Origin of the sequence: Qipengyuania sp. ASV99, assembly GCF_047872805.1 — a bacterium.
Classification (GTDB): domain Bacteria; phylum Pseudomonadota; class Alphaproteobacteria; order Sphingomonadales; family Sphingomonadaceae; genus Erythrobacter.
On the sequence record NZ_JBLQUK010000004.1, the window covers coordinates 19700 to 33483 of the forward strand.

Consider the following 13784-nt stretch of genomic DNA (forward strand, 5'->3'; position numbering starts at 1 on the left):
AGTCAGATCACTTCGTCTTCGTCCAGCAGGGTTTCTGCCGGGCCTTCGGGTTCGCTGGCGTAGATCGCATCGGCGAGGCTTTCGATCCGTGCGCCGACCCGTTCAGGGTGGGCAATGCGCGCAATATGGAACAGCGCTTCGCCCTGATGGACGACTGGAAGGGTTGCGTGTCCGATGATGATCCCGTCGATCGGGCTGATGATTTGCAGCGGGTCTTCGCCAAACACTCCGCCGACCACCGCTAGAAGATCGCCTTTCTTCACCGCGTCGCCCGATTTGCGTGTTCGGTGCGTTACGCCTCCGCGCGGGGACCGGACCCATTGAGTCTTGTTGGCGCGCGCAGGGATACCGACTTCGGTAAGGCCATCATCGGCCTCAATCATCTCCATATGAGCGAGCACGCGCATCACCCCGTTTACGCCTGTTTCAACCGAAAACCGATCGAACCGCAGCGCCTCTCCGGTTTCCATCAGCAGCATCTCGACACCCGCTGTCTTGGCCAGTTCGCGCAAGGAGCCTTCGCGCAAGGGGCTTTCGATGATGACCGGCGCGCCAAATGCCATTGCGAGTTCGACCAGCCGCTTGTTCCCGGCGTCGATGCGGATTTGCGGCAGGTTGAAGCGGTGCACAGCAGCGGTGTGGATATCGATGCCCAGCGAAGCCCGGCGCACGACTTCACTGAAGAACACATGCGCGACCTGTCCGGCAAGCGAGCCGTTCGGGCTTCCTGGAAAACAGCGATTGAGGTCGCGCCGGTCGGGCAGATAGCGGGTGTGGCTCATGAACCCGAACAGGTTGACGACCGGCACCAACATCAGCGTGCCCGAAAGGTTTTCGGGTTCGATGGCGGCGGCGATCCTCTGGATGATTGCCGTGCCGACGATTTCATCGCCGTGGATTGCGGCGCTGATGAACACGGTTGGTCCCGGCTTTGCTCCGTGTAGGACACGAACCGCGAGCTGCGAGGAATATCCGGTGACCAGTGTGGTTGTCGGCAGGCCAACCTCGGCCCAGCTTCCCGGCGCGATAGTCGTGTCGCCAATAACGAATGGTTGCGATTGCGTCTGCGACATGTCCCGGCCCCCCCGCCGCGCGCAACGCAAAAGCGACTGCGCAAGCGATTGTGATTATTCCACTACAGCGCCTTCGTCGAGAGTATCTTTTGTTCTGTCAGCAGCGGACCGGCATGGGCCGGGTCTCAGCGTGCCGGTGGATTGTGGCGTTCGACAAATTCCACCGCCGCTTCGAGCATCTGCCGCCGCGTCTGCGAGCGTGAGAGCCAGTGATCTTCGCCGTCGAGCGTGACGAATTCGTGTGGCTTGCCCGCGTCTTTCAGCGCATCCGCCATGCGGGTCGAATGGCTATAGGGAACAACCACGTCATCGCGCCCATGGATCAACATGATCGGTGCCGAGGCGCGGCTGGCGGCGCGCAGCGGGGAAACCTCATTCCAGCCCTCGCGCGGTCCCAATTGATCGAGCAGCGACGCACGGGTTGTGGCCTCGCGGCCGGACGCGCGATAGTCTTCGCGGTACATATTGCCAATATCGCTGACCGGGGCGACGGCCACGGCGCAACGATAGATATCCTGTTGCAGTGTGACGCCCGCGAGCGCAGCATAACCGCCATAGCTCGCGCCGACGATGCAAACGCGCGCGGGGTCCACGATGCCCTGCTGCACCAGTGCTGTCAGTCCATCGGATTTGTCGGTCTGCATCAGACGCCCCCATTGGCCATAACCCGCCGACCGGAATTCACCGGACCGATTGGTTGAGCCGCGAAAGTTGGGCTGAAACACGGCGTATCCGCGAGAGGCAAAGGCCTGCGCCCACCAATCGAAGCTTTTGGTATCATGGCTATGCGGGCCGCCATGCGGCATGACGATGGCTGGCAGCCCGCGCGGATCACGGCCCGGCGGCAGGGTGAGAATACCGTCCATCTCCAACCCGTCGCTGGCGGTGTATTGCACCACTGAGATCGGTCCAACCTGATCGGGGCCAATTGCGGTGCGTTCATAGGCGACTGCGTTGGCGCGCAGGCTGGCAAGATCGACTGCAAACCAGGTGCCGCTGTCGAAATTGCCGCTGGTGCGCACCACAACATCGCCGAAATCGCGAGTCCAGTCGACCATACGCATGTCGGAATCTGCAAAGGCGCGGCGCACTTTGCGCGCAGCATCCTGATGCGCTGGGTCCTGCAGCACAGGTCGGGGTGAAGCTCCTCCTTCGAGATACCCCATCAGATGTCCGCTCAGGTCGTCAAAATACAGCCGGTCGACATCGACCTCGCGCAGAAATGGCTGCAATGTCCCGCCTGCAAGCGGAATCTCATACCATTCGATGCCATCTTCATTTCGTTCCGAAAGGAGCGCGCTTGTCCCGTCATAGCCCAGACCGATCAAACCGATCCGCCCCAGCGGATTGGTGCCTTGGGCGATGGTCTGGCTTTCTCCATTGCGCAATTTCCACGATCCGGTGGTGTTGCTGACTTCGAGCGTCGCAGCCAGATTGCCATCCGCATCCACCAACCAATCGGAATCCTGCCCTTCGGGTGCAGCATTGGCGATGCGCCTGGCCGTAAAATCCTGCAAATCGACCCGGTAAAGGAATGGGCGGCCGTGATCGAAGGAATACTCCATTCGGCCCCGGCGTTCGAGTTCGAGTGCGCCGAAAAAGCCATACCAGCGCCCGTCGATCTGGCGGATGCCGTAATTGCCCATGATCGCCCCAAAAAGATCGCGGCGATTTGCGAAGATTACCCCGCCTTCGGTGCCCTCGGTAATTGGAAGAATTGTCCCGATGTAAAATTCTGCTTTGTCGGTGGTGAAGGAATAGCCAAGATCCTGCGTCATGCTGGACACCAGCAGAATGCGATCATCGCCGATCCATTCAAAGTACCGAACTTTCATATCGCCAATGGCAAAGGAGCTGGCCAGTCTGGTCTGGTCTTCGATCACCAACAGGGCGCGCGTCCCTTGCACCGTCGTCAAGACCGCGATCCGGTTCCCCGAAACGGACAGCGACGCATCCTCTACATCGGGCAATTCGCCGTATTCTTCCAATGCCACTGGCAGCGGGGTGGGCGCATCCGCTTGCTGTGCCGAGGCAGGCGGACCTGCAAAGATGCAAAAGCCGACCGCTGCGGCGACGACAGCGCGGAAAACTGAACGCATGAATTTTGACCCCGTAAATTCTGGCGTCAGGCGGCACCAGTCTGCGATGTGCGATCTAGAACCGATTAGCAGAGCCGAATCAACCTTTTTGCACAGGCTGTTGGCGCACGCAGGGCTTTGCGAAGCGCGCATTCGTGCCTATCTGCAAGGCACTATGGCACGGCCCAAACCAGAAACATTCGACAAGCATAAATCGGTCGCTGAAAATCGCCGCGCGCGCTTTGACTATTATATCGAGGACAAGTTCGAAGCGGGGCTCGCGCTGCAAGGGACGGAGGTCAAGGCCTTGCGCGCGGGCGAAGCGACAATTGCTGAAAGCTATGCCGAGGTCCGTGGCGGGGAAGTGTGGCTGATCAATGCCAATATTCCCGAATACAGCCACGGCAACCGGCTCAATCATGAACCGCGCCGCCCGCGAAAGCTGTTGTTGAACAGCCGCGAGATCAACAAATTGTTCGCCGCGGTGGAGAAAAAGGGCATGACGGTTGTGCCCCTGTCGATTTATTTCAACAAAACCGGGCGCGCGAAAGTTGAACTGGCGCTTGCCAAGGGGAAACAGGCGCATGACAAGCGCGCCACCATCAAGGATCGCGACTGGCAGCGCGACAAGGCGCGCCTCATGCGGGAGCGCGGATAAAGTGCGGCGGTTTTTTAATGTGGACAGGCGCAGCGCCGGGTTAACCCACTGGTCAGGCCTCGCGGCTTACCCATATCAGCGATGATGGTGGCAAGGCTGACATATATTGCAATTGCAGAACGGCGCGGGCCGGGGTCAGAGCCGCGCTGTGCGCGTGCCGTTAATCGGCGGAAGCGCGGCCTACCATGTTGAAAAAGCGCCCACCCCTTTCGTTTGGCAGCAACACTTGGGGTTCTGACCTCATCCGCAAATATATGCCCAAACGCGATGAGATGGCGCGCAATAAGTATTTGCGTCCTATTGCGCACCGGTTTCTGACCCCAGAGCTGTGGCGCTTTACGCGCCGTTCGGTGCCGCGCGGGGTGGCCTTGGGCCTGTTTGCGGCGTTCATTATTCCGGTTGGACAAATATTCCTTGCGGCCTTTCTGGCTCTGCCGGCCCGCGCCAATGTGCCGCTGGCGGCACTTTCGACCTTTATCACCAACCCCTTCACATTGGCGTTCTGGCTGGTGATTGCCAATCAAGTCGGGCAATTCACCTTGCGGCTGGATGCAGCGACCGCCGGGGTGGCGACTGAGCAGCTGGAAAGCGGCGCATGGCAATGGTTCATCGATGCCTTTGAAGTCGCAGGGGTTACGGTCGTCGGCTTCCTTGTGCTTGCGGTCGTTTCGTCGGCGGTCGGCTATCTCGTTTCGGGCGCAATCTGGCGCGTCATGGTTGCGCGTCGGCGGGCAAAACGTCTCAAACACATGGAAGAGCGGCTCGACCAGAGGCTCAACGCGAATTAGAGCAGGTGATTGGGGGGCGCAAATGCCAGAATATGCCCGGCGAGAAGCCTCCGTTGTAAAACCATGACAAGCGCAAACACCGAAATTGCTGAGAAAACTGGCACCGTGGCAGCGATCGCGACCGCCCCGATGCTGGCGGGCGTTGCCGGTGCATTGCTGTTGAGCGCCGGGATCCTGTTTTTTGCCACGTCCGATTGGATGCTGAGCGCGGCCTATGCGGTGGGCCTTGCGGTGTTACTGGCGGGTTTTCTGGCGTTTGAACGGATGCATGGGCGGCCTGTGCCAATCGGGCTTGCAGCGCCGGATTGGTCGGTCACGGTGGCCGCAATAGAAGAGCAAGGCGAAGCTGTAGCGATCACCGACCGCGCCAACCGCCTTGTCTGCGCCAACTCTGCCTTTGTCGACGGTTTTGGCGCTGGCAGTGCACCGCCGGCGCTTGCACTGGAGCGCGCTGATCTTGAAGCGCTGACCAAGCTGGCCCGTGAAAGCTGGCGCGATGGCGCGGGCAAGCTCGATATTTTTCACGATCGGCAGGGCGGAGAATGGGCCGCCTTTGCAGTGCGCGCGGGCAGGGGCGAAGATCACCTGATCTGGCGTTTCAGGCGCGCAATCGCGGCGGCGCCTGACATTCTTGCCAATGTTGACCTTGCCGGACCGTTTGGTGCGATGCTCAGCCGCGCAGGGATCGAAGCCGCCATAACCGGGCCAGACGGCGCAATTCGCAGCGTCAGCGCAGGCTTTGCAGAGCGCGCTTCGGGCGATGAAGCTGCGACCTTGGCGGGGCAGGACTTTGCCGGATTGCTGCGCGCTGATGACCGGGATCGGATATTCTTTGCGCGCGAAGGCCGCGCGGGGACGCCGCAGACCTTGATCGACGTGCCGCTGGGTGAACCGCCGCAATCGGGCACCGCGCCCGGCCCCAACGATGGGGCTACGTTGATGCTGATGGTGGATAGCGGGGTCGGGATCGGCAGCGGATGGGACGGGACAGCTCAGGCGGGCGTTGCTCAGCTGGAGGCTCTGCTTGCGCAATTGCCATTGGGTCTGGCGATGACCGATCGCGACGGTCGTTTCCTGTTCGCCAATGATGCCTTTCTCCGTTCGGTCGGGCGGGCAGAACGCGGGCTTCCCGCTTTTCCCACTGATCTGGTCACCCGCGAAGACAAGGCCGCGCTGTCCGATGCGGTGCGCCGCCACGGGCGCGGACCTGCGACCAGCGGCGATATGGCGGTGCGTCTTGTTTCGCAGCCCGAAGAGCCCGTCTCCATCGGCCTTTCCGGTGTGCGCGGTCTGGGGGAGGCTTCGGTGCTGCTTAGCCTCGCCGATTCGAGCGAAGAAACGCAGCTTAAACGGCAGGTGGCGCAGGCGACCAAGATGCAGGCGGTCGGCCAGCTCGCGGGCGGGGTGGCGCATGATTTCAACAATGTGCTCACCGCAGTCATTGGCACCTGTGATCTGATGTTGCTGCGCCACACGCCGGGCGACAGCGATTATGACGATATTCAGCAGATTCGCGCCAATTCAAACCGTGCCGCTTCGCTGACGCGGCAATTGCTCGCCTTTTCGCGTCAGCAGACCCTGCGGCCCGAAATCCTGCAATTGCCCGATGTGGTGAGCGAGGTTGGCCTATTGATCAAGCGTCTGCTGGGCGAAAAGATCGGCTTTTACGTTCAGCACGATCGCAATCTGGGTGCCGTGCGCGCTGACCCGCAGCAGCTTGAACAGGTCATCATGAACCTTGCCGTCAACGCCCGCGATGCGATCAACGCCCATGGCGCGCATGGCGGATCGGGCACGGCAAAGGCGGAAGGGCGCATTTCGTTGCTCACCCGCAGCGTCAAATCGCAGCAAGTCGTCAAGCTGGGCTCAGAAATCCTGCCGGCGGCGGATTACACCGTGCTGATCGTGCAGGACAATGGCGGCGGCATTCCCGACCATGTCCTGCCAAAACTGTTCGAACCCTTTTTCACCACCAAGGAAATGGGCAAGGGCACGGGGCTGGGCCTGTCGACCGTTTACGGCATCGTCAAACAATCGGGCGGGTTCATCTTTGCCGATAATGTGACCGACACTGGCGGGCGGACGATTGGCGCTCGCTTCACCATCTATTTCCCGGTTCATCACGGGGAGGCGCCGCGCCGTCCCGCCGCGCCAGAGCCTGCCGGTTCTTCGGAATGGTCGAAAGGCGGCCGCATCCTGCTGGTCGAGGATGAAGATATGGTCCGCGCCGTTGCCGAACGCGCACTTGCACGCGCTGGCTATCAGATCACCGCCTGCCCGGGCGGTGAAGAGGGACTTGCTGCCATTACGGAGGGCGGCGAGTTCGACATGGTTTTGAGCGACGTGGTCATGCCGGGAATGGACGGCCCGGCGATGGTTCGCGCGATCCGCCAGCTGCGCCCCGAAATCCCGGTGTTGTTCATGTCGGGCTACGCCGAGGAAGCCCTGCGCAGCGAAATCGATATTCCCGATATGCACTTTATCGCCAAGCCGTTCAGCGTGGCAGAAATCGGCGAGAAAGTTCACAGCGTAATGCTCCAGGCAAAGACCCGGCAGAGCGCGTAGAGGGCGGCTCGAAAAAATTTTGTTCCGCTCTTGTTCTATTAGAACAAACCCGATACATGAGTCCCTTGACGGGGCGGCAAACGGGCCGTTCCATTGGACCCGGTTAAAATTCGCTAACCGGGCCTAGGCAATCGAAGGAGCGCGTGCGATGGCTACTCAACTCAAGCTGGTAGACAAGGAAAAGTCAGTGGACCGTCAAAAAGCGCTCGACGCCGCACTCGCTCAGATTGATCGCGCCTTTGGCAAAGGTTCAGCGATGAAGCTGGGTTCGAAAGAGGCGATGGAGGTCGAAGCGATTTCAACCGGCTCGCTCGGCCTTGATATTGCGCTCGGAATTGGCGGGTTGCCCAAAGGGCGCGTGATTGAGGTTTACGGTCCGGAAAGTTCGGGCAAGACGACGCTGGCGCTGCATGTCATCGCCGAGGCGCAAAAGGCGGGCGGTACTGCGGCCTTTGTGGACGCGGAACACGCGCTTGACCCGGTTTATGCGCGAAAGCTGGGGGTGGATATTGACGAACTTATCGTTTCTCAGCCGGACACCGGGGAGCAGGCGCTTGAAATTACCGATACGCTGGTGCGGTCTAACGCCATCGATGTGCTGGTGATCGATTCGGTTGCAGCGCTGGTCCCTCGCGCTGAAATCGAAGGCGAGATGGGCGATTCGCACGTTGGACTTCAGGCGCGGCTCATGTCTCAATCCTTGCGCAAATTGACGGGTTCGATCAGCCGTTCGAAATGCATGGTGATCTTCATCAACCAGCTGCGCATGAAGATCGGTGTCATGTATGGCAATCCAGAGACTACGACTGGCGGCAATGCGCTCAAATTCTACGCTTCTGTGCGGCTCGACATTCGCCGGACCGGTCAGATCAAGGACCGCGATGAAGTGATTGGCAACACGACCCGCGTCAAGGTTGTGAAGAACAAGGTCGCCCCGCCTTTCAAGCAGGTCGAGTTCGATATCATGTATGGTGAGGGCATTTCCAAGATCGGCGAGATCCTTGATCTTGGGGTCAAGGCGGGCATCGTCGAGAAATCGGGGAGCTGGTATTCCTATGACAGCGTCCGCATTGGCCAGGGGCGTGAGAACGCGAAGACGTTCCTCGCAGAAAATGCGGAAACTTGCGACAAGTTGGAGGCAGCCATTCGCGGCAGGACGGACAAAGTCGCCGAGGAAATGATGGCGGGGCCGGACGAAGAACCCGAAGACTGAGCATGAATGGGCGTTCGGGAAGGTCACGACTGGCTTTCACGAACGCTCTGATCGGGCGCTGTTTTGCCCGGATGTCGCGGCAGAGGCGGGCCGTGCAGCCACAGCGACAGGCTGAACCGTGAGTTTGCTGTCGCTTTGGCTTGTCCCGGCCCTGCGCATTGCCTAACTGCGAAAACATGACTTCGACCAATGACATCCGCCGTTCCTTCCTCGACTTCTTCGGGGGGCAGGATCATGTGCAGGTGCAAAGCGCTCCGCTTGTGCCCTACAACGATCCCACATTGATGTTCGTGAATGCGGGCATGGTGCCGTTCAAGAACGTCTTTACCGGCCTCGAAACTCCGCCCGCGCCGCGCGCTGCCTCTTCGCAAAAATGCGTTCGCGCCGGCGGCAAGCACAACGATCTCGACAATGTAGGCTATACTGCCCGGCATCACACTTTCTTTGAAATGCTCGGCAATTTTTCGTTCGGCGATTATTTCAAGGAGCAGGCGATCCTCAATGCATGGACGCTTTTGACCCGCGAATGGGGTTTGCCTGCCGACCGGCTGACCGCAACCGTCTATCATGACGATGACGAAGCGTTTGATTTGTGGCGCAAGATTGCGGGACTGCCCGAGGAGCGGATTATTCGCATCGCCACCAGCGACAATTTCTGGTCCATGGGCGAAACCGGACCATGCGGCCCGTGTTCGGAAATTTTCTACGATCACGGCGACCATATTCCCGGCGGCCCGCCCGGCAGCCCGGATGAGGACGGCGACCGCTTTATCGAGATATGGAATCTCGTCTTCATGCAATTCGACCAGAGCGCCGATGGCACCCGCCGCGCTTTGCCCAGCCCGTCGATTGACACCGGCATGGGGCTCGAACGCATCGCTGCGGTCATGCAGGGGGTGCATGACAATTACGACACCGATACTTTCAAGGCGTTGATCGCTGCATCGCAAAGCCACACAGGCGTGCCGGTGACGGGTGAAAACGCCAGCTCGCACCGCGTTATCGCCGATCATTTGCGCTCCACTTCGTTTCTGATGGCGGACGGTGTTCTGCCTTCGAATGAAGGGCGCGGATATGTCCTGCGCCGGATCATGCGGCGCGCCATGCGGCATGCACACTTGCTCGGTGCGGCAGAGCCGCTGATGCACCGTCTGGTCCCCGCGCTCGTTACCGAAATGGGTCAGGCCTATCCCGAATTGCAGCGCGGCCAGGCGTTGATCGAGGAAGTGCTGCTGCGCGAGGAAACGCAGTTTCGAAGGACACTCGACAAAGGGTTGAAGCTGCTCGACGAAGCAACCGGCGATATGGCGAGCGGCGGCGAACTTGATGGCGAGACCGCGTTCAAGCTCTACGACACTTTCGGTTTCCCCTATGACCTGACCGAAGACGCGCTGCGCGCCCGCGGAATCAGCGTCGATCGGGCGGGCTTCGATGGCGCGATGCAGCGCCAGAAAATCGCTGCGCGCGCCGCGTGGAAGGGTTCGGGCGATGCCGCATCGGGCGAAATTTGGTTCGACATTGCCGAACGCGAAGGCGCAAGCGAATTCACCGGATATACGTCGACTTCGGGCGAGGGCAGAGTGGTTGCCATCGTCAAGGAAGGCGCCGAAGTGGAATGCGCGCGCGCAGGGGACAATGTGGTTGTCTTGACCAATCAGACCCCGTTCTATGGCGAAAGCGGTGGTCAGACCGGCGATCGGGGCACCATCACCACGCCAGCGGGTTTGCATGGTCTGGTTACGGAAACAAGCAAACCGCTCGGGCGGTTGCACGCTCATCACCTGCACATCGAAACGGGTACCGTATCTATTGGTGACAATGTCCAGTTGGAGGTTGATACCGCGCGCCGGAGCCAGATCCGTGCCAACCATTCAGCCACGCATTTGCTACATGCAGCTTTGCGCAACCAGCTGGGTGCGCATGTGACGCAGAAAGGGTCGCTGGTGGCCGAAGACCGTCTGCGTTTCGACTTCTCCCATCCCAGGCCGTTGAGCGCGAGCGAGATTGCCGCAGTCGAAGCAGAGGTGAATGCCGAAATCCTCGCCAATGAACCTGTGTCGACCCGATTGATGAGCCCCGATGACGCGGTCGAAGCCGGTGCCTTGGCGCTGTTCGGTGAAAAGTACGGCGATGAGGTGCGGGTGTTGTCCATGGGGCGCAAGGGATCGCACGGGACAAATTACTCGGTCGAGCTGTGCGGCGGCACGCATGTCAGGGCGACCGGAGATATTGGGCTGTTCCGGATTGTTTCGGAAAGCGCGGTATCATCTGGTGTTCGCCGGATCGAGGCGCTGACCGGAAACGCCGCGCGCAACTGGCTTGTCGCACGCGAAGAGGCGTTGAAGGAAGCGGCAAGTGTCATCCGTGCGGCACCTGAAGACGTGCCGTCCCGGATCGGCGCCCTGCTTGAAGAACGCAAGCGGCTCGAAAAGGAGCTTGCGGAGGCAAGGCGGGCACTGGCATTGGGCGGAGGATCGGGCGCGCCTGCGCCTGCGGCTGACGAAGATGTCGACGGCGTTGCCTTTAGCGGACAAATTCTGGAAGGCCTCGACCCCAAGGAACTGCGCCCCTTGCTTGATGAAGCCAAAGCGCGGTTAGGAAGCGGAGTGGCAGCAATTGTCGCGGTCAATGACGGCAAGGCAAGCATCGCCGCTGCGGTCACCGATGATCTGACCGAGCGGCTAAGCGCGGTCGACCTGGTGCGCGCAGGCGTCGAAGCGCTCGGCGGCAAGGGCGGCGGCGGCCGTCCCGATATGGCGCAGGGCGGCGGTCCCGATGGTACAAAGGCGGCAGACGCGATTGAGGCTGTTAAGGCTGTGTTGGCCGGGTGACCGTGCGGCGGCTGCGTTTGGGTACCATAGCGCAGACCTTGTTTGCTTTGGTTGGCTTTGCGCTTGCCGCGCCTGCGGTTGCGCAGGGGCCCTCGGCCATCGAATTCCGCGGTTCCGTGTTTGACGTTACTGGAGCAGGTCAGCTCGAACTGGGCGATATTAATAGTTTCCTACGCCCTTTCCGTCGTCATTTCCGCGAAGTCAGCGATACGCTTGAACTTGAGGTCATTGTCGACCGCGAAGGCGCAATTCTCCATTGCCGGAACGAAAGCTCTCACAGGCTGGAGGCTGCCGGAATAGCGCTTTGCCAACATGCAATGGGTAGCGGGCGCTTTGTGCCGTTCCCCCAAATCTTGCTCGACTTCACACAGGCCACATACCGGATAAGCGTTGGCAGCAGCGGCAACAATTCCGCCGGGCGCGCTGAGTTAATTCAGACCCGCGTGGGATATCCGCTGGAAGGTTCGGCCATCCGCTTTGGCACTTTCATGATCCCTCCTTTGGATCAACGCCTCACCCTTTCGGATGTTAATGCAAAGCCGATGCGATATCCCATTGGAGCTTTGCGCCGGGCCATCGAAGCGCGTGTAACGGTGGCCATTACTTTCGGCGAGGATGGCAGAGTCGTATCCTGCCGCCCGATCTATTCAAGCAACACTTCAAGAATGGCTTATGATACTTGCCTTGAAGCGAGGAAGGCCTTTACGTTGCTGCGCACGCCTGATCCACGGCCCTTTGTTTGGAGCACAGTCTGGTTGATAGGTGAATAAGCGTGCGTTGCCGATCTAAGCTTCGGCGGTGGAGGTGCGCAGTTGCGGCTTTTCGCTAAGCCCGCCATCGCGTTCCAGTTGTTCACGAAATTCGTCCCGCTTGGCATGGATTGAGGCGATCACCGGCCCCATGGCGACCCCGATATCGACCAGCACTGCTTCGGAAAGTTGAAGCGAGCTTTCAAGCGTTTCGGGAACCGCGTGGCTTGCCCCTGCGCGGTAAAGCGCGGCGGCATGATCGGTGTCGCGCGCGCGTGCAACGATCAGCAGGTCGGGGTGTTCGCCGCGCAATTTGCCCACCAGACGCTGCGCCAACACCGGCTCGTCCATGGTCAGAACCACTGCAGGTGCTCTGTCTACGCCCAACCGCGACAGCGCTTCTCCTCTGGCAGCATCACCAAAGGTCGTGCGGTAACCATCTCGCTTTGCGCGGTCGACCAGATCCGGATCAGAATCAATCAAGACGTAATGCTGATCATGCGCCACCAACATGTCGGCGATCAATCGGCCCACGCGCCCGCCTCCGATGATAATGGTGCGCGGTTCGCCAGTGTCCTCTTCGGGCAATTCGGGCACCGCTTCGACCCTCCGGGCAATCACGCGCCCAAGCCGTGCGAGGAGCGGGGTCACTGTCAGCCCAATAGCGATCACGATCTGCCAGAATTGTGCTGTTTCCAAATCGATCACCAGCGCGCTGGTTGCCGCTGCGAGCACGATCAGCGAGGTTTCGCTGGGGCTGGCCATCAACACCCCGGTTTCGGTAGCGGTGCTGCGCCGCGCGCCCATCATGCGCAGCAGGACGCCGGTGATGATCGCCTTGAACACCAGCACCCCAACCACGGCGGCGGCAATCTCTCCCAGACTAGCCCAGACTAGCATCAGATCGATGCTCATCCCGATGGTGATAAGGAACACGCCCAAAGCGAGGCCTTTGAACGGTTCCATGATCGTTTCGACTTCGCTGTGATACTCAGTTTCTGCGATCAGAAGCCCGGCAATCAGCGCGCCGACGATCGGGGAAAGTCCGGTAGCCGAAGTGGCGAGGCTCGCTCCGATTACGACGAGTAGCGATGCGGCAAGGAACAATTCGGGATTCTTGGTCCGCGCGGCCTGGCTAAATAGACGCGGCAGAGCAAACCGGCCAATGACCAACAGGGCCAGAATCACCAACCCGCCCTGAACCAAGGTCGTGGTCAATCCCGCCATACCGCCCGATTGCGCATTGGGGGCCAGCGCGCCGAGGATGAAGATGATCGGAACGATCATGATATCCTCAAACAGCAGCATTGACAGCGCCGCCCGTCCGACCGGTGTGCGCGTCCCGGAAATCGGGAGCACAATGGCAGTAGAGGAGAACGCCAAGGCAAACCCCAGAGCCAGCGCTGCGGTGCTGTTCATGCCGCTGTAATAGCCAAAAAATGCCGCCGAAATGCTGCCTATGATCAGCAGCTCCAGACTGCCTAGGCCAAACACCAGCCTGCGCATTTCCCATAATCGGTTGAACGACAGTTCCAGACCGATCGCAAACAGCAGCAGGATGATCCCGAAATCAGCAAAGGGCGTTAATCCCCCCGGGTCCGAGATAGTGATGTAGGTCAGCCATGGGACTTCATCGACCAAGGAGCCGAGTCCAAACGGGCCAACCAGAATGCCGATCAGAATGAAGCCAATGATGGGCGTGATGCGAAACCGCGCGAACACCGGAATCACGATGCCTGCTGACCCGAGAATCACCAGTGCATCGGACATTACCGGGGAAAGTGTGAGTTCGCCTGCCATAGTTCCGGATTAGCGCGCGGGCGCAGGCA

Annotated in this window: 9 protein-coding genes; 6 read left to right on the plus strand and 3 right to left on the minus strand. The window is 60.2% G+C overall.

What is annotated here, in order from left to right; all coding sequences use genetic code 11:
• Positions 1-2: 2 nt before the first annotated feature.
• Both ACM64M_RS06630 and ACM64M_RS06635 read right to left on the minus strand, forming a co-directional pair.
• Positions 3-1073 (minus strand): succinylglutamate desuccinylase/aspartoacylase family protein, encoded by a 1071-nt coding sequence (locus ACM64M_RS06630; protein WP_416227889.1) that lies wholly within the window; start codon positions 1071-1073, stop codon positions 3-5.
• A gap of 125 nt (positions 1074-1198) precedes the next feature.
• Positions 1199-3172 carry an alpha/beta hydrolase family protein gene (locus tag ACM64M_RS06635; protein ID WP_416227890.1) on the minus strand — a complete coding sequence of 658 codons (1974 nt, stop codon included), beginning with the start codon at positions 3170-3172 and terminating at the stop codon, positions 1199-1201.
• Between the two features lie 154 nt (positions 3173-3326).
• Here ACM64M_RS06635 and smpB point away from each other — a divergent pair, with 154 nt between their 5' ends.
• The 6 genes from smpB to ACM64M_RS06665 all read left to right on the plus strand — a co-directional run bounded on the left by smpB (position 3327) and on the right by ACM64M_RS06665 (position 11976).
• Positions 3327-3809, plus strand: coding sequence for an SsrA-binding protein SmpB (gene smpB / locus ACM64M_RS06640; protein WP_416227891.1), 483 nt, complete (start codon positions 3327-3329; stop codon positions 3807-3809).
• 254 nt (positions 3810-4063) lie between these two features.
• Positions 4064-4597 (plus strand): DUF2062 domain-containing protein, encoded by a 534-nt coding sequence (locus ACM64M_RS06645; protein WP_416227892.1) that lies wholly within the window; start codon positions 4064-4066, stop codon positions 4595-4597.
• Between the two features lie 129 nt (positions 4598-4726).
• Positions 4727-7162, plus strand: coding sequence for a response regulator (locus ACM64M_RS06650; RefSeq protein WP_416228058.1), 2436 nt, complete (start codon positions 4727-4729; stop codon positions 7160-7162).
• A 148-nt stretch (positions 7163-7310) separates the two neighbouring features.
• Positions 7311-8375, plus strand: coding sequence for a recombinase RecA (recA, locus tag ACM64M_RS06655; RefSeq protein ID WP_416227893.1), 1065 nt, complete (start codon positions 7311-7313; stop codon positions 8373-8375).
• 176 nt (positions 8376-8551) lie between these two features.
• On the plus strand, positions 8552-11206 hold the full coding sequence (alaS, locus tag ACM64M_RS06660; RefSeq protein WP_416227894.1) for an alanine--tRNA ligase: 2655 nt from the start codon (positions 8552-8554) through the stop codon (positions 11204-11206).
• Positions 11207-11322: 116 nt separating this feature from the next.
• Positions 11323-11976 (plus strand): hypothetical protein, encoded by a 654-nt coding sequence (locus ACM64M_RS06665; RefSeq protein WP_416227895.1) that lies wholly within the window; start codon positions 11323-11325, stop codon positions 11974-11976.
• Between the two features lie 15 nt (positions 11977-11991).
• Here ACM64M_RS06665 and ACM64M_RS06670 read toward each other — a convergent pair whose 3' ends face one another.
• Positions 11992-13755: a cation:proton antiporter gene (locus tag ACM64M_RS06670; RefSeq protein ID WP_416227896.1), complete on the minus strand. Its 1764-nt coding sequence runs from the start codon at positions 13753-13755 to the stop codon at positions 11992-11994.
• Between the last annotated feature and the right edge of the window lie 29 nt (positions 13756-13784).

Bases quoted from the DNA above. Each gene is read 5' to 3' on its own strand.
- ACM64M_RS06630 (WP_416227889.1), bottom strand. From the start codon at position 1,073: ATGTCGCAGACGCAATCGCAACCATTCGTTATTGGCGACACGACTATC.
- ACM64M_RS06635 (WP_416227890.1), bottom strand. From the start codon at position 3,172: ATGCGTTCAGTTTTCCGCGCTGTCGTCGCCGCAGCGGTCGGCTTTTGC.
- smpB (WP_416227891.1), top strand. From the start codon at position 3,327: ATGGCACGGCCCAAACCAGAAACATTCGACAAGCATAAATCGGTCGCT.
- ACM64M_RS06645 (WP_416227892.1), top strand. From the start codon at position 4,064: ATGCCCAAACGCGATGAGATGGCGCGCAATAAGTATTTGCGTCCTATT.
- ACM64M_RS06650 (WP_416228058.1), top strand. From the start codon at position 4,727: ATGCTGGCGGGCGTTGCCGGTGCATTGCTGTTGAGCGCCGGGATCCTG.
- recA (WP_416227893.1), top strand. From the start codon at position 7,311: ATGGCTACTCAACTCAAGCTGGTAGACAAGGAAAAGTCAGTGGACCGT.
- alaS (WP_416227894.1), top strand. From the start codon at position 8,552: ATGACTTCGACCAATGACATCCGCCGTTCCTTCCTCGACTTCTTCGGG.
- ACM64M_RS06670 (WP_416227896.1), bottom strand. From the start codon at position 13,755: ATGGCAGGCGAACTCACACTTTCCCCGGTAATGTCCGATGCACTGGTG.